Source organism: Caulobacter sp. GW821-FHT10A06 (assembly GCF_059415805.1).
In genome coordinates this window covers 397,356-418,903 of sequence record NZ_JBWKNY010000005.1, presented here as the reverse complement: position 1 = coordinate 418,903, position 21,548 = coordinate 397,356, and the positions used below count along the sequence as shown (strand labels likewise).

At 67.5% G+C, this 21,548-nt stretch carries 15 protein-coding genes, 1 tRNA gene and 2 pseudogenes; 7 read left to right on the top strand and 11 right to left on the bottom strand.

What is annotated here, in order from left to right; genetic code table 11:
• Positions 1-10: 10 nt before the first annotated feature.
• Both AC07NF_RS16730 and AC07NF_RS16725 read right to left on the bottom strand, forming a co-directional pair.
• Positions 11-2,326 carry a glucan 1,4-alpha-glucosidase gene (locus AC07NF_RS16730; RefSeq protein ID WP_494628885.1) on the bottom strand — a complete coding sequence of 772 codons (2,316 nt, stop codon included), beginning with the start codon at positions 2,324-2,326 and terminating at the stop codon, positions 11-13.
• Between the two features lie 13 nt (positions 2,327-2,339).
• Complete coding sequence (locus AC07NF_RS16725) at positions 2,340-3,854, bottom strand: MFS transporter (RefSeq protein WP_494628886.1); 1,515 nt, start codon at positions 3,852-3,854, stop codon at positions 2,340-2,342.
• A gap of 226 nt (positions 3,855-4,080) precedes the next feature.
• Here AC07NF_RS16725 and AC07NF_RS16720 point away from each other — a divergent pair.
• A pseudogene (locus AC07NF_RS16720) lies at positions 4,081-5,167 on the top strand (LacI family DNA-binding transcriptional regulator).
• On the opposite strand, the gene AC07NF_RS16715 reads toward AC07NF_RS16720, so the two are convergent.
• Positions 5,164-6,807 (bottom strand): alpha-amylase family glycosyl hydrolase, encoded by a 1,644-nt coding sequence (locus AC07NF_RS16715; RefSeq protein ID WP_494628887.1) that lies wholly within the window; start codon positions 6,805-6,807, stop codon positions 5,164-5,166. The pseudogene AC07NF_RS16720 and the gene AC07NF_RS16715 sit on opposite strands and share 4 nt — an antisense overlap.
• Entirely contained in the window at positions 6,786-8,582 is a 1,797-nt protein-coding gene (locus AC07NF_RS16710; protein ID WP_494628888.1) for an alpha-amylase family glycosyl hydrolase, read from the bottom strand. The genes AC07NF_RS16715 and AC07NF_RS16710 overlap by 22 nt, the downstream gene beginning before the upstream one ends.
• Before the next feature lie 307 nt (positions 8,583-8,889).
• Between AC07NF_RS16710 and AC07NF_RS16705 the strand changes: the two genes are divergently transcribed.
• Both AC07NF_RS16705 and AC07NF_RS16700 read left to right on the top strand, forming a co-directional pair.
• The gene (locus AC07NF_RS16705; protein ID WP_494628889.1) at positions 8,890-11,613 is read left to right on the top strand and encodes a TonB-dependent receptor; all 2,724 of its coding nucleotides are present in this window, start codon (positions 8,890-8,892) and stop codon (positions 11,611-11,613) included.
• Positions 11,614-11,751: 138 nt separating this feature from the next.
• The gene (locus tag AC07NF_RS16700) at positions 11,752-12,813 is read left to right on the top strand and encodes a hypothetical protein (RefSeq protein ID WP_494628890.1); all 1,062 of its coding nucleotides are present in this window, start codon (positions 11,752-11,754) and stop codon (positions 12,811-12,813) included.
• Between the two features lie 89 nt (positions 12,814-12,902).
• Here AC07NF_RS16700 and AC07NF_RS16695 read toward each other — a convergent pair.
• Both AC07NF_RS16695 and AC07NF_RS16690 read right to left on the bottom strand, forming a co-directional pair.
• A pseudogene (locus tag AC07NF_RS16695) lies at positions 12,903-13,177 on the bottom strand (hypothetical protein); the annotation flags it as partial.
• Positions 13,178-13,398: 221 nt separating this feature from the next.
• A tRNA-Ile gene (locus AC07NF_RS16690) sits at positions 13,399-13,474 on the bottom strand.
• A 148-nt stretch (positions 13,475-13,622) separates the two neighbouring features.
• Here AC07NF_RS16690 and AC07NF_RS16685 point away from each other — a divergent pair.
• Positions 13,623-14,375, top strand: a complete 753-nt coding sequence (locus AC07NF_RS16685) for an SIMPL domain-containing protein (protein ID WP_494628891.1) — start codon at positions 13,623-13,625, stop codon at positions 14,373-14,375.
• Between the two features lie 66 nt (positions 14,376-14,441).
• Here AC07NF_RS16685 and AC07NF_RS16680 read toward each other — a convergent pair whose 3' ends face one another.
• Entirely contained in the window at positions 14,442-14,903 is a 462-nt protein-coding gene (locus tag AC07NF_RS16680; protein ID WP_494628892.1) for a hypothetical protein, read from the bottom strand.
• Entirely contained in the window at positions 14,903-15,259 is a 357-nt protein-coding gene (gene panD / locus AC07NF_RS16675) for an aspartate 1-decarboxylase (protein ID WP_492812475.1), read from the bottom strand. The genes AC07NF_RS16680 and panD overlap by 1 nt, the downstream gene beginning before the upstream one ends.
• Positions 15,260-15,436: 177 nt before the next feature.
• On the opposite strand from panD, the gene AC07NF_RS16670 reads away from it, so the two are divergent.
• Both AC07NF_RS16670 and AC07NF_RS16665 read left to right on the top strand, forming a co-directional pair.
• Positions 15,437-16,114 (top strand): hypothetical protein, encoded by a 678-nt coding sequence (locus AC07NF_RS16670; RefSeq protein ID WP_494628893.1) that lies wholly within the window; start codon positions 15,437-15,439, stop codon positions 16,112-16,114.
• Positions 16,115-16,116: 2 nt separating this feature from the next.
• Positions 16,117-17,019, top strand: coding sequence for a M23 family metallopeptidase (locus AC07NF_RS16665; RefSeq protein ID WP_494628894.1), 903 nt, complete (start codon positions 16,117-16,119; stop codon positions 17,017-17,019).
• Here the strand turns inward: AC07NF_RS16665 and AC07NF_RS16660 are convergent.
• On the bottom strand, positions 17,016-17,981 hold the full coding sequence (locus AC07NF_RS16660) for a helix-turn-helix transcriptional regulator (RefSeq protein WP_494628895.1): 966 nt from the start codon (positions 17,979-17,981) through the stop codon (positions 17,016-17,018). The two genes, AC07NF_RS16665 and AC07NF_RS16660, sit on opposite strands and share 4 nt — an antisense overlap.
• A 125-nt stretch (positions 17,982-18,106) precedes the next feature.
• Here AC07NF_RS16660 and AC07NF_RS16655 point away from each other — a divergent pair, with 125 nt between their 5' ends.
• A complete protein-coding gene (locus AC07NF_RS16655; RefSeq protein WP_494628896.1) occupies positions 18,107-18,904 on the top strand; it encodes a DUF2306 domain-containing protein in 798 nt (265 codons plus the stop codon).
• On the opposite strand, the gene AC07NF_RS16650 is transcribed toward AC07NF_RS16655, so the two are convergent.
• Both AC07NF_RS16650 and AC07NF_RS16645 read right to left on the bottom strand, forming a co-directional pair.
• Positions 18,901-19,761: an alpha/beta hydrolase gene (locus AC07NF_RS16650; protein ID WP_494628897.1), complete on the bottom strand. Its 861-nt coding sequence runs from the start codon at positions 19,759-19,761 to the stop codon at positions 18,901-18,903. The genes AC07NF_RS16655 and AC07NF_RS16650 overlap by 4 nt on opposite strands.
• Positions 19,758-21,548: a long-chain-acyl-CoA synthetase gene (locus AC07NF_RS16645; protein ID WP_494628898.1), complete on the bottom strand. Its 1,791-nt coding sequence runs from the start codon at positions 21,546-21,548 to the stop codon at positions 19,758-19,760. Before AC07NF_RS16645 ends, AC07NF_RS16650 begins: the two co-directional genes overlap by 4 nt.

Genomic DNA, 21,548 nt, shown 5'->3' with positions numbered 1-21,548 from the left:
ACGGCTTACCTTAGCGCGAGAACCGCGCCTTAACTGGCGCATAGGTGTCCCACACCTGGCCATCACTGACCGACCGCAGCAGCTTGACGTATTCGGCGTGGCTCCAGGCCAGCGGCGTGGCGCTGTCGGTGCCCTCGCCGCGCGTATAGGTGTGGGCGCTGTCGGCCCCGACGCCGTCCCAGACCTGTTCAGGGATCAGCAGGCCGTCATTGGCGAACAGCTCCATGGCCTTGACGTAGGTGTCGCGGATCCTCGTGACCGCCGCCGCGTCCGGCTTGCCCGCGACACCGGCCAGGGCCAGCTCGTAGTGGCCACGCTCGCCGGTGAAGATCGGCCACACCCGGCCGCGCTGGCCCGGCCGCATCTGGTTGTCGGCGCCGTAGTTGGCGCCGGTCTTGGTGTCCTCGCCATAGCCGTCGACGCCGTAGCGGCGGTAGCCCGGGAAGGTCCCGTCGACGCCCGGGAACTTGAAGTCGTAGCGGACGCGGTAGAGGTCCTCGAGCGCCTGATCGTCGATCTTGGGCAGGCTGGCGACAATGGCCGGATCGTCGGCGCGGCGCACGCCGTAGCGAACCAGCTCCAGGAAGCCGGCGTCCAGCATCTTGTCCTCGGGCACGGCCGCCTGGCCGTTGCGCTCCTCGACCGGGCTCTTGTTGTCGGCGTCCTGGTCGCTGTTGAGGCGCAGATAGTAGTGGCCGTCGCCGAACGATCCCTTGGTCGTGACCATGCGGGCCTCGACCTTGCCGGAGTAGTCGTCGGCGGTCTTGCGGTAGGTCTCGGCGGAAGCCTTGTCGCCTGCGGCTTCAGCGATGTCGCCGGCCACGACCAGGCCCGCGATCACGGCGGCGGTCGTCGAGGGCGAGTAGCCGCCCTGCTCTTCCCAGCGCTCCTGCTGGGTGAACGGCGGGGTGATCGTGCTGTGGTTCCAGCCCAGATCGACCTTGCCGCCCTTGACCAGGAAGTCGGCCGCTGGCTTCAGCATCTTGCCGTAGAAGGTCTTGAGGTCGGCGTCGGACAGCCAGCCCAGCTTCCACAGTTTCCAGCCCAGCATGATCGGCATGGCTGTCTGGTCCAGTTGGACGCCAACCCATTCGGGTGTGCCGTCCACGTGCGACTTCTGCAGGAACCAGCCGCCATCGCCCTTGTTGCCGGGTGTCTTTGGGCCGACCTGCACCGTCGGCAGATAGTGGAACGCCGCCAGCGGCGTGTCCTTGTCGCCCAGGGCCGCCAGGGCCATGGCGCACTGGTAGAAGTCGCGCGGCCAGACGGCCTTGTAGCCCGTCGAGGACTGGGTCGCGTCAACCGTGTCGCCCCACGGATTGGACAGCGAGGCGATCAGGGCGCCGGCGTGGGTGCGGTCCTCCTGGACCTTCAGCATCAGGGCCGAGGCTTGCAGCAGCTTGCCGCCGTCCTCCGACGCCTCGCGCAGACGCGGCAGCTCGGTGAGCGATGCCAGATAGTCCTCCCAGCCCACGCGCGCGCCTTCGCCGTTGTAGCGGGCCAGCACCTCGGCATAGCCGGTCTTCAGCGTGGCGGCGGCGCTCGCGTCGGCGGCCTTGGCGTCGGGGCCGAAGCCAATGGCGAAATCGAAGGTGGCTTCCTTGGCCACGGCCGGCAGTTGGCCGGTCAGGACGATCGCGCCCTTGGCCGATGCCGTCGTGGCCTTGAGACCCGCGAGCGCGTCGTTGTCCTTCAGCACGCTGGCCGAGGCCTTGGCGAACGGTTTGGTCCCCTTCAGGCTGAGAAACGCCTTGCCCTCGTAGGCGGTCAGCGCAGAGACCGAGGCGGAACCGACGTCGCCGCCGCCGGTGTTGGCCATGTGCGGCTCCAGCACCAGGGCCGGAGTGACCGGCCCCTTCAGCGCCTTCACCGTCACCCGCACGAACAGGCTGTTGCGGTCCGGGTCGGTGAAGATCCGCTTCTCGATAACGAAGCGACCCTGCTTGTCGGTCGTGGTGATCTTGTAGGCCGGCGACAGCGGACGGCCGGCGGCGTCGACATGCAGATATTCGGTCTTGGACGTGGTGTCCGCGCCCTCCACCGCCAAGCCGCTCGCGGTCTGGACGGCGATGCGCATCTGCTTGATCTGAGCCTCGTGGATCAGGCCGTACATGGTCTCGGTCAGCACGCCGTCGGCGATCGAGAACCAGACCTTGGACACCGCCCCGGTCTTGCCGCCGGCCTTGTAGGCGCCGTCGACATAGGCCTCGTAGGAGGCGCCGACACCGGTCTTGGCGGAATAGGCCCAGGTGGAGGGAGCCGCCTGCGCGGCGCCAGCAGCGAACAGGGCGGCCGAGGCCAGGGCGATGGATTTCAGGCTGCGCATGGCGAGGACCTCGTCAGGCTTGAAGGGAAGAAGGGGTGCGGTCCTGGACCATGAAGGTCGCGGCGGCGGCGATCGCGAAAGCGACCGCGCCCAGGACGAGGGCGTAGATCGCCTCGCCGCTGAAGAAGCTCTTCAGCAGCAGGCCCAGCACCGTCGCCGCCAGCAGCTGCGGGATGACGATGAAGAAATTGAAGATGCCCATGTAGACGCCCATCTTCCGGGCCGGCAGGGCTCCGGCCAGGATCGAGTACGGGGCCGACAGGATCGAGCTCCAGGCGAAACCGACGCCGACCATGCCGATCCACAGCATCCCCGGCTCGCGGATCAGCAGGAACGACAGCAGCCCCATGGCGCCCAGCACCAGGCACACCGCGTGGCTGACCCGGCGGCTGGTGGCCTGGACCATCAGCGGGATGAGCAGCGCCGCCAGGGCCGCGACGCCGTTGTAGATGGCGAACAGCACGCCCACCCAATCCGCGCCGTCGTTATAGGCCTTGGACGTCGCATCGACCGCGTGGAAGTGGACCGCCGCCACCGCCGGGGTCGTGTAGATCCACATGGCGAACAGGCCAAACCACGAGAAGAACTGCACCACCGCCAGTTGGCGCATGGTGCGAGGCATCCGGAAGAAATCCTCCAACACCTCGGAGAAGCCGTTGCGGGTCTTGCCCATGCGCTTGAGCCGCACGCCGACCACGCCCATGACGCCGAACGCGGCCAGCAACGCTGCCAAGACGTAGAGCTCCTTCTCCAGCCTGGCGCCCCAGACGGTCACGGCCAGGGCCGCGCCACCCAGCAGGCCCAGGGCGGCCAGGCCGATATAGGCGTTGACCGACGGCTCGGGCTCCTCATGCGGGTTCCAGCTGGCCTCGGCCCGCTCGGCGGTCTCGAAGGCGTCCAGCTCGCTCGGGCTGTATTCCTTGGTGGTGAAGACAGTCCACATCACCGCCGCCAGCAGCAGCGCGCCGCCGGCATAGAAGGCGATCCGCACGGCGTCGGGGATCTGGCCCGCCGGGGCGGTGTTGGCGACGTGGAACCCGTTGGTCAGGATCCACGGCAGGGCCGAGGCCAGCACCGCGCCCAAGCCGATGAAGAAGCTCTGCATCGCGTAGCCGGTGGCCCGCCGCTCATCGGGCAGGTTGTCGCCGACGAAGGCCCGGAACGGCTCCATGGTGATGTTGATCGAGGCGTCCATCAGCCATAGCGCGCCCGCCGCCACCCACAGGCTCGGCGAGTTGGGCATTACGAACAGCGCCAGCGTCGTGAGGATCGCGCCCCAGAAGAAGTACGGCCGGCGGCGGCCCAGCCGCCCCCAGGTCTTGTCCGAGAGATGGCCGATGATCGGCTGGACCAGCAGGCCCGTGGCCGGCGCGGCGATCCACAGGATCGCCAGGTGGTTCACATCCACGCCCAGGGTCTGGAAGATGCGGCTGGTGTTGGCGTTCTGCAGGCCGAAACCGATCTGGATTCCGAAGAAGCCAAAGCACATGTTCCAGATCTGCAGGAAGTTCAGCCTTTGCCTGGCCATGGATCCTCCGCCCCGCTCCGACCGCCGGTTGCTCCCGGCTGGTTCGCAAGTTTTTTCATAAAACTTCGTGGCAGGCATTTGCGCACGCGCCGCCGCGTGGCGCAACGGAAAATCCAGACTTGCTTGAGGTTATCAGCAAACCCGCGATCATCACTCGCGCTTGAAAATAGCAAAGCTTGCGAAACAGTTTGCAGGAGTTTTCAGAGCAATTTTCACCCCGCCCGACTTGCCAACCCGCTCGAACGGCGCCTTATGGGCCTCTGAAAAAATTTGCAGAAATCTTTGCATTAGGGGCGTTTCGAGTGAGCAAGGGGGCGACGCGACTGGAGGACCTGGCCAAGCTGGCGGGGGTCTCGATCTCGACCGCCTCGCGGGCCCTCAACGACAGTCCCGCCGTCAACAAGCGCACCAAGCAGCTGATCTGGAAGCTGGCGCGCGAGATGGACTACCCCTTCCGCCGCTACATGCCCGCCGGCCCGATCGGGGCCGAGGCGACTATCGCCATCGTCACCCCGCGCGTGCAGAGCCGCGACAGCGGCATGTCGGACCCATTTTTCCAGGAGCTTCTGGCCGGCGTCGGCGAAGCGGCGCGGGAACGGGGATGCGACGTCATTCTCAGCCACATCGCCCCGGCCAATTTCGAGGATCTGTCGGCGGCCATGACCACCAGCCGGGCCGAGGGGGTGATCTTCCTGGGCCAGAGCTCGCTGCACGCGGCCTTCAACCGCCTGGCCGAGACCGAGAACCGCTTCGTGGTCTGGGGCGCGCAGTTCCCGGACCAGAACTATTGCTCGGTCGGCTCGGACAATGTCATGGGCGGCCGCCGCGCCACGCTCCACCTGCAGCGCCTGGGCCGCAAACGCATCGTCTTCCTGGGCGACACCGAGGCGCCGGAAGCCATGCAGCGCCATCGCGGCTATCTCGACGCCCTGGAGCACGCCAAGCTGGGCGTCGATCCTGAGCTGATCGTCCCGGCCCACTTCGAGGTCGAGTCGGCCGAGGCCGCCCTCGACAGCCTGATCCACCACGGCGTGAAGTTCGACGGCGTCGTCGCCGCCTCCGACCTGATCGCGCTGGGCGCCATGCGCGCCCTGAAGCATGCCGGCCTGTCGGTGCCGGGCGACGTCTCGGTCATGGGCTTCGACAACGTGCCCTTCAGCCGATACGCCAGCCCGGCGCTCAGCACAATCGCCCAAGACACGACCAAGGCCGGACGGCTGATGGTGTCCAAGCTGCTCGACAGCGGCGAGCGCGCCAGCCGGTCGGAGCGCGTGCCGACCGACCTGATCATCCGCGAAAGCTGCGGCGGCTAGGCTCGCCGCGCGATCAGACCCGCGCACAGCGGCATCTCGCCTTCGCCGCCCAGGTTGACGCCGTCGACCAGCGCCCAGCCTTCGGGCAGCGACCAGGTCGCCGGCTCGAAGCCCAGGTTGAAGGCCAGCAGCAAAGCGCCCTCGCCTTCCCCGCGCTGGAAGATCAGCAGCGGGCTGTTGGTCTCGACGAAGCTGATCGCGCCGGTGCGCAGGGCCGGATAGGCCTTGCGCAGGGCGATCAGGCGGCGGGCGACGTGCAGGCTCGAGGTCGGGTCGGCATCCTGAGCGTCAACGGCCAGCGGCAGGTGCTCGGGATCGACCGGCAGCCACGGCTCGACACCCGAGAAGCCGGCATTGACCGCACCTGACACCCACGGCATCGGCGTGCGGGCGCCGTCGCGGCCCAGGGTCTGGGGCCAGTTGGCGATGGCTTCGGGGTCCTGCAGGCGCTCGAACGGCACATTGGCCTGAGGCAGGCCCAGCTCCTCGCCCTGGTAGACGAAGACGTTGCCGCGCAGACCCATCAGCAGCAGCAGGCACATCTCGGCGAAGGCCTTGCGGTCGCGCCCCTCGGCCCAGCGCGACACCGCGCGCGGGGCGTCGTGGTTGGAGAAGGTCCAGGACGGCCAGCCCTCCCCGTCCGCGCCCGGCCACATGGCCGCGCCGCGCGGGATCATCTCGCCGGTCAGCTTGTCGGCATAGAGGTAGAGGAAGCCATAGGCGCTGTTCAGGCGGTCCTCGCCGGCCGTGAACAGCTTCATCTCGCGATCGGCGTGGTCGCCGCCGACCTCCGCCACCGAGAACCGGCCGCCCGCCGCGTCGGTCAGCGCCCGCAGGCGGCTGAGGAACTTCGGGATGTCGGCGTGGCTCTGGTTGTGGATCTTGTCCTGGAAATCGAACGGCCGCGTGCGCTTGCCGCCCGGCGGCAGCGGCGGGTTATCGGTGAATGCCGGGTCGTGCATCGAGAAGTTGATGGCGTCGAAGCGGAAGCCATCCACGCCCTTGTCGACCCAGAACTGGGTGACGGCCAGCAGGGCTGCCTGAACCGCCGGATTGTGCAGGTTCAGCTGCGGCTGGCTGCTGAGGAAGTTGTGCATGTAGTACTGGCCGCGGCGGGCGTCCCAGGTCCAGGCGGGACCGCCGAACACCGATTGCCAGTTGCTAGGGGGGCTGCCGTCGATCTTGGCGTCGGCCCAGACGAACCAGTCAGCCTTGGCGTTGGCGCGATCCTGGCGGCTTTCCGTGAACCACGGGTGCTCGTCCGAGGTGTGCGAGAACACCAGGTCGATAATGATCTTCAGGTCCAGGTCATGGGCCTTGGCGATCAGGGCGTCGAAGTCGGCCAGGGTCCCGAAGATCGGATCGACGTCGCGATAGTCCGAGACGTCGTAGCCGAAGTCCTTCATCGGCGAAGTGAAGAATGGCGACAGCCACACCCCGTCCACGCCCAGCGAGGCGATGTGCTCAAGGCGGGCCGTGATCCCCGGCAGGTCGCCAACGCCGTCGCCGTTCGAGTCGGCATAGCTGCGCGGATAGACCTGATAGATGACCGCGCCGCGCCACCATTCGGCGTTCATCGACGTCTCCGCACCGGGGCGAACCAGAACCTGCACTGTCACTATCGTCCCTCGGAAACGCAAATCTTGTAGTCGAGCGGCGCAAGCTCGACGGAATAGCTGCCCGGTGCGACAGCCGTCGCGGCGCATGCGCCGTGCAGCGCCTTCCAGGCGACGGAGCCGTATTCGACCGGGATGTTGGCCTTCAGCGGCTGGTCGCTGGTGTTGAACACCGCCACCAGCTCGGTCTTGTCCAGAATGCGCGAAAACGCCAGTAGCCCCGGCTTGTCGCCGGCGGCGCGGGTCACTTGGCGCCCCTCGCGCAAGGCCAGCGTGGCGACGCGCAGCTTCGAGAGCTCGGCGATGCGCTGGTAGAGCACGCTGTCGGTCTTGAAGGCCGACATCGGCCCCTTGGCGCTCGAGCCGACGAGGCGGTTGTCGTTGTAGCTGGCGACCTGGCTGGGGAACATGTCTTCCCGCGAGTCCGAGTAGTCGCCGTCGCCGGTGAAGCCCTGTTCGTCGCCATAATAGACAGTAGGCACGCCGCGCGCGGTCAGCATCAGGGCGTTGGCCAGGGTGACGCGGGCCAGCAGCTCGTCGTCGCTGATCGCCGGCTTGGCCTTGAGCATGAACCAGCCGATGCGGCCCATGTCGTGATTGCCCAGGAAGGTTGGCAGCTGGCGCGCGGTCGCCTCGCCGCCCTCATAGACGGGATCGGCGGCGAACACCGTGGCCAAGCGGTCCGTACCCGTCCGGCCGATAGCGACGTCGGTCGCGGCCGACTGGAAGGCGAAATCCAGCACCGCCGGCAGCTTGTCGACCTTCACATGCCGCGCCAGGGCGGCCACGTCGGGATCGAACACCTCGCCGAAGATGTGGAAATTCGGGATGCCCCTGGCCTTGGCGCGGGCCAGCATGGCCGGGACGAAGGCCTGCCAGAAGGTGGGCTCGACATGGCGGGCGGTGTCGATGCGGAAGCCGTCGATCCCAAAGTCATCGATCCATCGGCCATAGACCTCGATGAAGCCCGCCACCACGCGGGGGTTCTCGGTGAACACGTCGTCCAGCGTCGCGAAGTCGCCCAGCAGCGAGCTCTCGCCCGCGAAGGTGCTGTCACCCCGGTTGTGATAATAGATCGGGTCGTTCAGCCACTCCGGCTTCTTGGCGTGCTCTTGGCCCGCGGGGACGAAAGGGCTGTAGGCCCAGTCGGTCCGCTTGAGCTTGGAGAAGTCCTTGCCGTCGAAGCCATCATTGATCGGCGCGCCGCTCACGCCGCCCTGGCGGACATACGGATAGTCGGCGACACCGCGATAGGCGCAGCGGCTCTCCGGACACTCGCGGTACTGGATGACGTCGGCCGTGTGGTTCACGACGATGTCCATATAGACCTTCATGCCCCGGGCATGGGCCGCGTCGACCAGGGCCTTGAAGTCGGCCTTGGTCCCGAGATGCGGATCCACGTCGGTGAAGTCGGTGATCCAGTAGCCGTGATGCGCCGCCGACTCGTGGCCCGGCGGCCCCTGCACCGCGCGGTTCTTGAAGATCGGCGCCAGCCACACCGCCGTCGCGCCCAGGCCCTGGATGTAGTCCAGCCGCCGGGTCACGCCCTTCAGATCGCCGCCGTGATAGAAGCCCGCCCGCGTCGGGTCGAAGCCGTCGACCAAGGGACCCAGAGCGGGGCCGCCGTGGTCATTGGTCGCGTCGCCATTCTCGAACCGATCGGGCAGGACGAAATAGATCACCTCGTCCTGCGGCTTGCGCTGCCGGTACGACTGGGGAGCCGCCGACACGGCCGTCGCCAGCGCGCTTACGGCCGTCACGGCCAGCAGCATCTTGCGCCAAGGCGTCAAGGCCGACATCGCTCCCCTCCCGTTGGCGGCGACCTCGGGGATCGCCATTTGCAACTCTTTGCAAGAATTTGCAGAGCCAATCGCAAGTTGTCAATCCAGCTCATTGGCGAGATTTGCGGCGCTTTCGCTACGGAAAGCGCGACCTCAGTGGCGCAAAGAAGCCACATACAGCGCAATTCCGCTGAGGACGCTGAGCTGCAGGTCACCCGTTTGCGATTTTTTGGGTTGATTACAGCCCGTTAATTTGCAGTAGTTTGCACCAACGGCCAGCCGCACGACGTCAAACGCGCAGAGCCGGTCCAGGGAGGGAGACTCGATGAACACCCAATTCTCGCGCCGCCGCGCGTGGCTGATGGCCGGCAGCGCCACGAGCCTGGCGCTGGCATTCGCCATGGCCGGCTCGGCCCACGCCCAAACCGCCGCCCCCGCCGCCCAGGACGACAGCAAGGTCGAAGAGATCGTCGTCACTGGCATCCGCCGCGGCATCGAAGGCGCCATCTCGCTGAAGAAGAGCTCCAGCTCGATCATCGAGGCCGTCTCGGCCGAGGACATCGGCAAGCTGCCCGACGTGTCGATCGCCGAGTCGCTGGCCCGCCTGCCCGGCCTGACCGCCCAGCGCCTGGACGGCCGCGGGCAGGTCATCTCGATCCGGGGCTTGGCGCCTGACTTCACCACCGCCCTGCTGAACGGCCGCGAGCAGGTCTCGACCGGCGACAACCGTGGCGTCGAGTTCGACCAGTATCCGTCGGAACTGCTGAGCGCCGTCGTAGTCTACAAGACCCCGGACGCCGGCCTGATCGGCCAAGGCCTGGCCGGCACCGCCGACATGCGCACCGTCCGCCCGCTGGCCTATGGCAAGCGCGCCCTGGCCATCGGCGCCCGCTACGAGTGGAACGACATCGGCGCGCTGAACGCCGGCACCAAGGCCCACGGCAACCGCCTGTCGATCTCGTACATCGACCAGTTCATGGACGGTAAGCTGGGGATCGCCCTGGGCTACGCCCACATGGAGTCGCCCTACCAGGCCGAACGCTGGAATTCGTGGGGCTATCCCACCGACGCGGCCGGCAACCTGGTGATCGGCGGCGCCAAGCCGTACGTGCAGTCCAGCATGCTGAAGCGCGACGGCGTCATCGGCGTTCTGGAATTCAAGCCGACCGACAATTTCAGCTCGTCGCTGGACGTCTTCTATTCGGAGTTCAAGAACCACCAGATCCAGCGCGGCATCGAATTGCCGCTGGTCTGGGGCGGCGTGCCGCTGACCAACAGCCAGGCCTCGGCCGGCATGGTCACCAGCGGCGCCTTCAACGGCGTCAAGGGCGTGGTCCGCAACGACGGCAACGATCGTGACGCCACGATCAAGTCGGTCGGCTGGAACAACAAGCTGAACGTCGGCGACGACTGGACCCTGGTCAGCGACCTGTCCTACTCGAAGGTCGAGCGCACCGACCAGATCGTCGAGAGCTATGCCGGCACCGGCCGTTCGGGCACGGGCGCGACCGACAACATGACCTTCACGATGAACAGTGACGGCGTGGCGATCTTCAAGTCGACCCTGAACTATGCCGATCCCAACCTGATCAAGCTGACCAGCTCGCAGGGCTGGGGCAGCGACGTCATCGCCGGCGGCCAGGACGGCTATCTGAACCAGCCGACCATCGAGGACGAGCTGAAGGCGGCGCGCTTCTCGGCGACCAAGGCCCTGGATGACGGCCTGTCGTCGTTCGAGGTCGGCTTCAACTACAGCGAACGCTCCAAGGCGCTGGTGAACGACGAGTGGTTCCTGCGCGTGAAGGGTTCGCCCGCCAGCGTCTCGATCCCGCAGTCGGCGATCGTCGGCACCACCTCACTGGCCTTCATCGGCATCGCCGGCATGGTCAGCTACGACCCGTTCGCCCTGATCAAGAACGGGACCTACGACTTGGTCCGCAACCCGAACGCCGACGTGTTGGTCAAGAGCTGGGACGTCGAGGAAAAGGTCGCGGTCGGCTATGTGAAGGCCAATATCGACGCCGCCGTCGGCAGCGTGCCGGTCACCGGCAACTTCGGCTTCCAGATCGTCAGCACCGACCAGAGCTCGACCGCCCTGGGCGCCTCGGGCACCGGCGCGGGCGTGACCCGCGCTAACCTGGCCGGCGGCAAGAAGTATGTCGACTTCCTGCCCAGCGTGAACCTGCAGTTCGCCCTGCCCAACGAGCAGAGCCTGCGCTTCGCCGTCGCCCGCACCCTGGCCCGTCCGCGGATGGACCAGATGCGCGCCAGCAAGACCTTCAGCTACGACCCGGCCAAGGCCGCCAACACCAACATCAACTTCTCGCCGTGGAGCGGCACGGGCGGCAATCCCGAGCTCGAGCCCTGGCGCGCCGACGCCTATGACGTGTCGTACGAGAAGTACTTCGGGCGTCAGGCCTACATCTCGCTGGCCGCCTTCTACAAGGATCTGAAGACCTACGTTTACGACCAGAGCGTGATCTTCGACTTCACCGGCTTCCCGACCGGCGGCGGCAATCCCGCCACGCGCCTGGGACTGGTGACGACCCCGCAGAACGGCAAGGGCGGCGCGCTGAAGGGCGTCGAATTCGCCGCCTCGATGCCAGGCGCGCTGCTGACCCCGTGGCTGGACGGCTTCGGCGCCACTTTCAGCGCCTCGTACACCGACAGCTCGATCCACCCGAACCCCGCCGACAAGGCCACCCCGATCCCGGGCCTGTCCAAGACCGTGGCCAACCTGACCGTCTACTACGAGAAGAACGGCTTCTCGTTCCGGGTCAGCGACCGCTATCGCTCCAAGTTCCTGGGCGAGGTCTCCGGCTTCGGCAACGGCCGTAACTACCGGATGGTCAAGGGCGAGTCCGTGGTCGACAGCCAGATCGGCTACACCTTCAGCGACGGCCCGATGGACGGCCTGTCGCTGCTGGCCCAGGTCAACAACCTGACCAACGAGCCCTTCGTCACCTATCAGAACAACGATCCGCGCCAGGTCATCGACTACCAGAACTACGGCCGCACCTTCCTGGTGGGCCTGAACTACAAGTTCTAAGCGCGTAAGCCTTCCCCAAAGCCTTTGGCGCCCCTGTCGGTCCTGCCCGACAGGGGCTTCTTTTTGCTTTGAGCCGGACTTTAAAAGCTCTCTTTAGAATTGAGCCTGATAGTGCGCGCCCATCAGGGGGAGCGCAGAATGCCGTTCAAGACCATCCGCATCGCCGTCCTGCTGGCCAGCGCCAGCGTGCTGACCGCCTGCGCCAGCCGCGACGAGGTCGCCGCCCTGCGCCAGCCGGCCCTGCCGCCGCTGGCCGTGGCCAAGGCCTCCCCTGCCCGTCCCTACTATCGCAACGTCGCCATCCAGGCGGTCGAAGGCGCGCCCGAGTTCCGCTGGTTCGACGGCGGCGGCGTCATCACCACCCGCCCGACCCGCGCCGAGGTCACCACCGGCCTGAACCAGCACCTGCTGGGCGCCGAGATGCTGGCCCCCACGCGCCTCGACGCCGAGTACATGCTCTACACGACGTTCGAAGAGCTGCGCGGCCCCAACGTCTGGTGGGGAACCGACAAGCTGGCCACGGCCCGCGTGACCTTCCGCCTGGTGCGCTGGCGCACGGGCGAGGTGGTGCGCGAGAAGACCGTCGAGGCCGGCTACAATGTCCACTGGACCGGCGCGACGCCCGAGATCGCCCGCGCGGCCATCGGCGGCGCCCTGGTCGGCATCGGCCTGGGCTACTACGTCAATCAGAACCACATCGTCGACATCTACGACGCCCCGATCGCCGGCGCGATCGGTGGCCTGGAAGCCGCCAGCATCGGCGGTCCGCGCCAGTGGGGCCCGGGCTTCGCCAGCGCCTTCACCGCCGCCGTCGCCACCGGCACGGCCGCCGGCCGCTTCCAGGACCTTGAGGCCATGCTGGCCGGCGGCGCGATCGGCGCAGCTGGCGCGGCGGCGGGTCCCGTCCCCGTCCAGCGGCAGATCTCCTCGAACGGCGAGATCACCTCCGCCTTCAACGGCACGGCGCGCCGCGCCGCCGCCACGCGCGGCCTGATGGCCCTGGCGTTCGACATGTTCATGAACGACCTCAGCCGCGACGGCTCGGTGATCTACAAGACCGCCGTCTCGTGCCGCGCCCTGAACGGCGACGCCGGCCGCGGCCCCTACCTGGCCGAGACCGCCAACGCCTATGCCGTCGACTGCCCCGGCGCGCGCTACAACGACGCCAAGACCGCCAAGGCCTATCCGAGCCAGTTCTAGGGCTTCTCCAGCCGCTCGGCCGCGCGGCGTTTGACCACGCGGAACAGCAGCGGCAGCAGCTCCCAGCTGAACGCCCCGATCACGAAGCCGAACAGATAGGCTTCGCGCATCGGCGCCCAGGGGATCACAGGCAGGGCCGCCTTGACGAAGAACGCGGCCAGGATCACGGCCGAGGCCGTCGCGCAGGCCAGACGGATGGTCAGCTCGCGCAGGTTCACACGCTCAGCCGGGCTTAAGGCGCCGATCTGCACCAGCCCATAGACGGCCACGCCGCCCAGTGCGCCCACGATCGCGCGCAGGCGGTCGGGATCGATGTCCATCGCGGCCTCCTAAGCCCGGGATCTTGGGATGACGGCGTCGGGATGTTCCGGTCTGCATCGCTGCCGCGACGGCGCCCGGAACGTCCCCGCCGTTAAGAAATGTGCCTATGCGCGGCCCAAGAGTCGATCGGCTCCGAGGCCGCATACGTCCGGTTCTGACGCCGACGCAGCGCGATCATGTTTCCATAGGGAATTGGAACAAAATAAGAACATTTGATGCGAAAATGCGGACCATCAGAGATAAAATATTGAATTCATTGGATTTTGGTAGGCCTGGAGGGACTCGAACCCCCAACCAGACCGTTATGAGCGGTCGGCTCTAACCATTGAGCTACAGGCCCGCGCGAATACGGTTGAGCGTACGCGAGAGCCGGCGAATAACATGAGCCGAACGCGGCTTAAAGCTCCGGTTCAGGTTGGGGCTGTCACCAAGGAACCATAGCGGTTCGGCGACGCTTCCCTGCGCTGGCCCGCCCTGGAGAAAGAACGATGACCAACACCGCTCGCCGCCTGCCTTCGATCGTCTTGCCCGCCCTGATCGGCGGCGCTCTGCTGATGGGCGCGGCCGCTCCGGCCCTGGCCCAGACCTCGACCGACGCGGCCTTCAAGGCCACGACCTTCAGCCTGTCGGCCTATGGCGAGACCCGCGTGGCGCCGGACATGGCCACCATCAATCTGGGCGTCCAGACCGATGCGCCGACCGCCGCCGAGGCCCTGAAGGCCAACGGGACGCGGATGAACCAGGTGATGGCCGCCCTGAAGAAGGCCGGGATCGCCGAGCGCGACATACAGACTTCGAACCTGAACCTGAACGCCCAATACGCCTATGAGCAGAACCAGCCGCCGAAGCTGACCGGCTACCAAGCTTCGAACCAGGTAACGATTACCGTCCGCGACCTGTCGAAGCTGGGCGCGGCGGTGGACGCCACGGTCAATGCCGGCGCCAACACCGTCAACGGCATCAGCTTTGGCCTGGTGAACCCGCAGGCCGCCGAGGACGCCGCCCGCCTGGAGGCCGTGAAGGCCCTGCAGGCCAAGGCCGAGCTGTACGGCCGCGCCACGGGCTACAAGACCGTGCGCCTGGTCAATCTGAGCGAAGGCGGCGGCTATATGCCCGCGCCGCCGCCGATGCCGATGATGGCGTTCGCCGGCAAGCGCGAGATGGCCGACTCGACCAGCATCGCCGGCGGCGAGCTGAAGGTCCGCATCGACGTCAGCGCGGTCTACGAAGTCTCGAAGTAAGCCCTGCCTAGCAGGCACGAAAAAGCCGCCGTCGGGACATCCCGCCGGCGGCTTTGATGTTTCAGCCTAGAAGCCGGCCTTCTTGAAGGCCCGCTCGACCCGGTCCTTGATCTCCAGCCCCGGCAGGGCGCGCTCGCCCTCCATGACCGCGACATAGGTCAGGTTCCGCGCCGGCTTGCCCGCGCCGGTCGGCACCGGGCCGATCGACCAGCCGACGGTGTTGGCTTCGGCGGCCGGGCTGGGGCAGCTGATGAAGCGGGCGGGCTTGCCCAGGCTGGCCTTCAGCAGGGTCTCGGCCGTGGTCTGATTGCCGTCGCAGTCGGGCAGGTTCCGCGAGCAGGTGACATAGCCGCCGCCGCGCCAGACCAGCTTGCCGTCGGCGTCGGCGATGACCACGCAGGTCGAGGGCGAGCCGATCGACTTGCCGACAGCCTGGGTCAGGATGCTCTCGTCGACGCCTTCCGGCAGCTTGCCCGAGCAGGCCGACAGGCCGAGAGCCGCCAGGCCAACCAGCGCTACGCGCCGCATCAGGCCGCCTTCTTGATCTGGTTGCCGTCTTCCAGCAGCACGACGGTCGGGGCGTAGTTGCGCGCCTCTTCCGCGGCCATCTGGCAGTAGGTGACGACGATGACGAGGTCGTTCTTCTGCACCAGGCGGGCGGCGGCGCCGTTGACGCCGATCACCTTCGAGCCGCGCGGGGCCTCGATGGCGTAGGTGGTGAAGCGCGCGCCGTTGGTGATGTTCAGCACGTCGACCTGCTCGTTCGGCAGGATGCCCGAGGCGTCCAGCAGGTCGCGATCGATGGCGATCGAGCCTTCATAGTCGAGGTCGGCCTGGGTCACCGTGGCGCGGTGCAGCTTGGCCTTGAGCATGGTGAGCAGCATGGCGGGGAAGCCTATCCCTTTGAATGGTTTGGGGTCTTCCGGACCGCCACACACAAGGCCCGTGAATACATGTCACGCATATAGCATGAAGCTTTCGCGGTTCAATCGCACTGCAACATGGCGACAAAGGTTAACACCGCGACTTTTTCGCGCTAGGGTTTCGCCGAACGCGGTTCGGTGGGGGAAACCATGCGTCACGGAAAATGGCTGGCGACGGCGGGAGCCGTCGCCGCGACCCTGGTCGCGGGGGCGACCTGGATCACCACAAGCAAGGCCCAGACACGGGACGCCACAGGCGCGCCGATCCCTGGCGCCGCCGCGCCGCGTCCGGTCCTTCGGCCCGGTGTCGCGACCTTCGTGGCCCCGCCGCGCAATCGCGTGGACTGGCAGGGCGCGGTCGGCGGCCTGCGGCAGTCGGGCGGTCTGGGCGAAAACCTGGGCGGCAATCTGAATCGCCAGCAGGTCGACATCACCGCCGTGCCGATCCTGCTGCCGACGGACGCCAAGCTGGCCGGCAACGCGCGGATCTACAGCTTCGGCGACTACTACACGATCACGGCCGACACGGCCGGCGGCGGGGTGTCGTTCAGCGGCACGACGACCACCGTACCCATGCCGGCGACCAAGCCGCTGAAGATCGACAGCGGCCCTGAGCAGCTGACCGTCCAGCGCACGGTCGACGGCCAGCTGGCCAGCTTCGTGCGCTACGGCGTGCTCTACACGGTGGAGATCCGCTGCGACGCGCCCAGCGACCCACGCTGTGTCGACGACAACTACGTGCTGGGCCTCGTCGGCAAGACCACGGCCGTGGTGATGGGCAAGGCCGCGCGGCAGGCCGCCGGGCTGGGAGGTTGATCATGCGAGTCTCCCCGCTCCTTCTGGTCGCCGCCCTGGCGCTGGCCCCGCTGGCCGCCTGCGACGACACCACCAAGACCCCGGCGACCGGCGAGACGCCCAAGCCACCCTCGCCCGAGCCCGGTCCTCCGACGCCGGATGACTCGCCCGCCGATGGCGGGGCCGAGCAGCCGTCCAGCGAGCCGGTGCCGCCCAGCCCCGATCCCGCCCCGCAGCCGGCCGAACCGCCCGCGCCCTCGCCGGTGAGCTTCGACCATGCGCCGGCCGGAGCGATCCCCGCCGGCCAGGGTCCGGGCTATCTGGACCGCACGGTCTGGTCGCCCAAGATGTGCTGGCCGATGCAGGAGGCCGGCTTCCCCAACTCGCAGGTCTATGGCCCCGGCGGCGGCATGGGTCCTGCCGGCAAGCCCAGCCAGTGCGACACCTTGAACTACACCCTGCCGTGGCACGACACCTTCTGCGAGGCGCGCTCGCGCGCGAACCCGCTGTGCGCGGGGGCCGGCACGGGCCACCAGGGCCAGGACATCCGTCCGGCCACCTGCAAGAAGAACGAGCACTGGGCCGTGGCCGCCGAGGCCGGCACCATCACCGACATCGGGACCTACACCGTCACCCTCGTGGCCAAGGCCGCGCCGCACTACACCTACCGCTACCTGCACATGCAGATGTCGACCCTGGCGGTGAAGGAAGGCGACAACGTCGCCGTCGGCCAGAAGCTGGGCAAGGTGTCCAACGACTTCGGCGGCACGCCCACGACGATCCACCTGCACTTCGAGCTGCGGGCGGGGGTCAGCGGCACGACGTCTGACGGCAAGGCGGTGGCGCTGCACACCTTCCTGCCGCCGTATCTGAGCCTGGCCGAAGCCTATCAGCGCAAGCTGGATGGCAAGGCCTGCGGGAGCTAGCGCTCCCGCGTCGCTGACCGATAGGCTCTTGGAGTCGTACCAACCTCGTCCTTGAAGGCGCGGTTGAACGGCCCGATGGAGGCGAAGCCGCAGTCGAAGGCGATCTCCAGGATCGAGCGCCGCTCATCCGGACTGGCCAGCAGCGCCTTGGCGCGGGCGATCCGGTGATGGTTGATCCAGCGATTGAAGTTGGCAAAGCCCAAGGCGGCGATGCTTTGCGAGACCCGGTACTCCGGCTCGCCCAAGCGCGCCGCGACGTCGGCGATCTTCAGCTCGGGCCGGGTGTCGATGGCCTCGTCGGCCAGCAGCCGTTTGAGGCGCTCGGCCAGGCGGGCGTCGTCGTCGGTCGGGGCGCGGCGAGCCGCTTTCGCCGCCAGCGGGTGACCTTGCCGGAACCATACCGCGGCAAGGATGGCCACCAGTCCCACGACCGCGCAAATGGCCTTGACCAGATTGTCCTGGGCGGCGTCGGTCGAGGCCCTCAGCCCCAGGATCGAGGCCGCCACCAGGACGGCATTGACCGCGACGAAGACGAACCGGAACCGCTTCTCGACAACCGGCAGGTCGCGCACGTAGCGCTGGAAGGGCTCGACGAAGGTCAGCAGTAGAGCCGCCGAGCCGCTGAGAGCATAGACATTGTCGGCAACGCGCCCGACGGCGCCTCCGGCCGGCGCCAGGACCGCCAGGCCGCCGCTGATCGCCACGACCAGGGCGACGACATTCGCCCATCGAGCGTCTCGCTCCGCCGGATCGAACAGGGCGCGGGCGACCAGCCAGGCCCAGCCGCAAGCCCCGACGCCGATGGCCGAGAACGCCGTCCCGAGGTGGCCGCCGACAAAGCGGGCGAGGAAATAGCAGACGAAGGACACCGTCGCGATCGCCACGCAGACCTGCAGCCGTCCGCGCGGCCGCCAGGGCCGCAGGCCCGCGATCGAAGCGCCGGATGTCGTGGCCAGGGTCATGAGCCGAACCTGCCTCAGCTTTCCGAAAATATCTCTAGCCGAATTCCAAATCGGCGAGACCCCGCGCTCGCGTCGCCGCCATCCCTGCCGTCGGCCTCAGTCCGGAGGTCGTGTCAGGAGCTTCCATGTCGTCCCTATCGTTTCCCCAGAAGGCCCTGCGGGGGGCCAGCGTGCTCTGGTTCGTCGTCGCGGCCGTCGGCCAACTCGCCTTCATCGGCTTTATCCTGGCCTTCTATGGCGTGCGCACGGCGACCGGGAACTTCGCCGGCTGGAACGACAAGCCGCTGATCGACGGCTACATCAAGGGCGACGACCTGGGCAACGCCGTCTTCGCCGCCCACGTCCTGCTGGCCTCGGTGGTGACGCTGTGCGGCCTGATGCAGCTGGTCCCCGCCCTGCGCCGCAAGTGGCCTCGCCTGCACCGCTGGAGCGGCCGGACCTTCATGGTCATCGCCCTGTTCATGGCGCTGAGCGGCGTCTGGCTGGCGGTGGTGCGCGGCACCTACCTGTCGGTGATCTCGGCGGTCGCGATCCTGATCAACGCCGTGTTGATCCTGGTCTTCGTGGTCCTGGCCTGGCGGCACGCGATCAAGCGTCGGTTCGAGCAGCATCGCCGCTGGGCCATGCGAACCTTCATGGTCGTCAGCGGCGTCTGGTTCCTGCGGGTCGGCATCATGGGTTGGGTCCTGATCAACCGCGGCCCGGCAGGCATGAGCAAGGACATGTCCGGCCCCGCCGACATCGTCATGACCTTCGGCAGCTACCTGATCCCGCTGGCGATCCTAGAGCTGTACGAGGCCGCCAAGCGGAGCGACAGCAGCGCCCTGAAGGCCCTGACAGCGGCCGTGCTTGCCGTGGCCGCCGCCTACACGGCGGCGGGCGTCTTCGGCACCATCGCCTTCATGTGGGGGCCCTACCTCTAGGCGCCCACCGCGCTCTTCAGAAACGCCGTCATGTCGGCCAGCAAGGTCGCCTTGCGCCGGAACGGCCGGGACAGGGCCAGCACCGTCCCGGCGTGGTCGAGGCCGTCATAGTGGCGCTCCTCCACCTTCGCGCCCGCTTCGCGCAGAGCCGCCGCCAGCTTGCGGGTGTTGCGCGGATAGACGGTGGTGTCCTTGTCGCCCGTGGCCAGGAACGCCGGCGGGGCGTCGGCGCGGGCGTAGCGGGTCGGCTGGGTCGCCTGGAGGTCAGCGGCCTCGCCAAACGTCCGCTGCGTGATCGGCCCGTCCAGCGGCAGGAAGGCATAGGGACCCGACAGCCCCGCGAAGGCCTTGACCGCGCCAGGCGCGACGCCGGCCGCCGCCAGGTATCGCGGGTCCAGGGCCAGCATGGCGGCGTTGTAGGCGCCCGCCGAATGGCCGACGAGAACGAGGCGCTTGGGATCACCGCCCAACTCGGCGGCATGATCGATCGCCCAGCGGACGGCCTGCGCACAGTCGTCCAAGAAGCTCGGGAAACGCACCTCCGGATACAGCCGATAGTCCGGGACGATGGTCAGGAAGCCCTGGGCGGCCAAGGCCCGCGCGGCCCAGCCATAGTCCTGGCGGCGGCCGCTGTCCCAGGATCCGCCGTAGAAGAACACCGCCACCGGCGCCGCGCCGTGAGCGGCCGGCGGCGCGTAGACATCGATCCCGCCACGAGGACCGGCGGCGTAGCGCGAGCCGCGCCCCTCGACCTTGGCGGCGTCCTTGGGCGTGAGGGTCGCGAAGAGCGACAGCGGCGAGCAGGCCGAGGTCAGCAGCGCCGCCAGCGCGGCAAGGCCCGCGCGCCGGGTGGTCACAGCTTGAACGCGCCGCTCTCGATCTTGGCGTGCAGGGCCTTGGTGATCTTCACATAGCCCTTGGCCGGATCGCGGAAGTACAGCGGGTCCTTGGTCTTGGCCGGGTCGAAACCCTCATTGACCAGGTCCATCTTGCGGTACTTGAAGGTGCCCGTGGTCTCGATCGCCTTCTGCAGGCGCACGAAGATCGGGCGGGCATAGGTCGGCAACTGCTCGTCGACATGCTTGGCGAAGGCGACCATGTCGAATTCACCCTCGACGACCAGCGAGGCCATGCCGGCCTTGCCGTCCAGATCGCCGACCGGAACGCCATAGACGTTGACTTCCAGCACGCCCTCGAAGCTGGCGATACGCTCGGATACCTCGCTGGTGGCGACGTTCTCGCCCTTCCAGCGGAAGGTGTCGCCGATGCGGTCGACGAAATAGATGTAGCCGTCGCTATCGACCTTCATCAGGTCGCCGGTGCGGAACCAGGCGTCGCCTTTGGAAAAGACGTCGTGCAGGACCTTCTTCTCGGTGGCGGCCTTGTCGGCATAGCCGGTGTAGTTCGAGCGGGCGTCGCTGCCGATATGGCCGATGCACTCGCCGACCTCGCCAGGCGCCACCTCGATGCAGCAGCCATTGGCGCTGCGGACCGGGGTCTCGCTCTCGACGTCGAACTTCACGATCCGGATGTTGAACTTCTTCTTCAGATAGCCCGGGATCCGGCCGATCGCGCCGCGGCGGCCATCGAAGTTGAACAGCGAGACATTGCCTTCCGTCGCACCGTAGAACTCCAGCACCTCGCCGACCTTGAAGCGGTCCAGCATCTCGTTCCAAACGTCGGGACGCAGGCCGTTGCCGAAGATCATCCGCAGCTTGTGGGCGCGCTCCAGCTCGTGCGGCGGCTGGTTGGCCAGGTAGCGGCACAGCTCGCCGATATAGACGAACATCGTGCAGTTCTCGTTCACGACGTCGGGCCAGAAGTGGGTGGCCGAGAACTTCTTGCGCAGCACGATCGAGCCGCCGTTCAGCAGGCCCGCGCCCAGGGCGCAGAGGCCACCTGTGGCGTGGTACAGCGGCAGGGTGACGTAGATGCGGTCGTTCTGGTTGGCCCCGGTCGAGCCGGCGAAGCCGCGCATATAGAGCTGGGCGCGCATGTGGGTAATGCGCGCGGCCTTGGGCAGGCCCGTCGTGCCGCTGGTGAAGATGTAGAGCGCGGTGTCCTTAGCGACGATGCCGTCGCGGGCCGTCTCGCGGTCGGGACGCAACTGGCTGCAGCTCTTCAGCGCCTTGACCAAGTCGCGCTGTTCGCCGTGGACGGGACCCAGCACCCACTGGTGCATATGTCGCTGCAACTGGCCCTTCACGTCCTCGAAGCACGGCGAGGTCTCGGGGTCGACGATGCAGTGCATGGCCTGGGAGATGTTCAGACAGTGCGCCAGCGCCGCGCCGGTCAGCTGGTTGTTGATCAGGGCCGTGGCCACGCCGACCTTCGACAGGCCGTACCAGATGGCCATGTATTCCAGCCGGTTGGGCATGAAGAGCGCCACGGTCTGGCCGCGCGTCAGCCCCTGCCCCTTGGCCCAGTGGGCGTAGCGGTTGGCGATGGCGTCCAGCTCGGCATAGGTGACGGTCTTGCCTTCGAACGTGATCGCCTGGCGATCGCGCCACTTGTCGACCGCGGCCTCGAGGTCGTCGCAGATCAGGTTCGGGCTGTCGGGAGCAATGGACTTAACGCGCTTCAGCGTCCGGGACAGTCCCTTCAGGAACTTGATCTCCCGCTTGATCTTCTGACGCAAACGCAT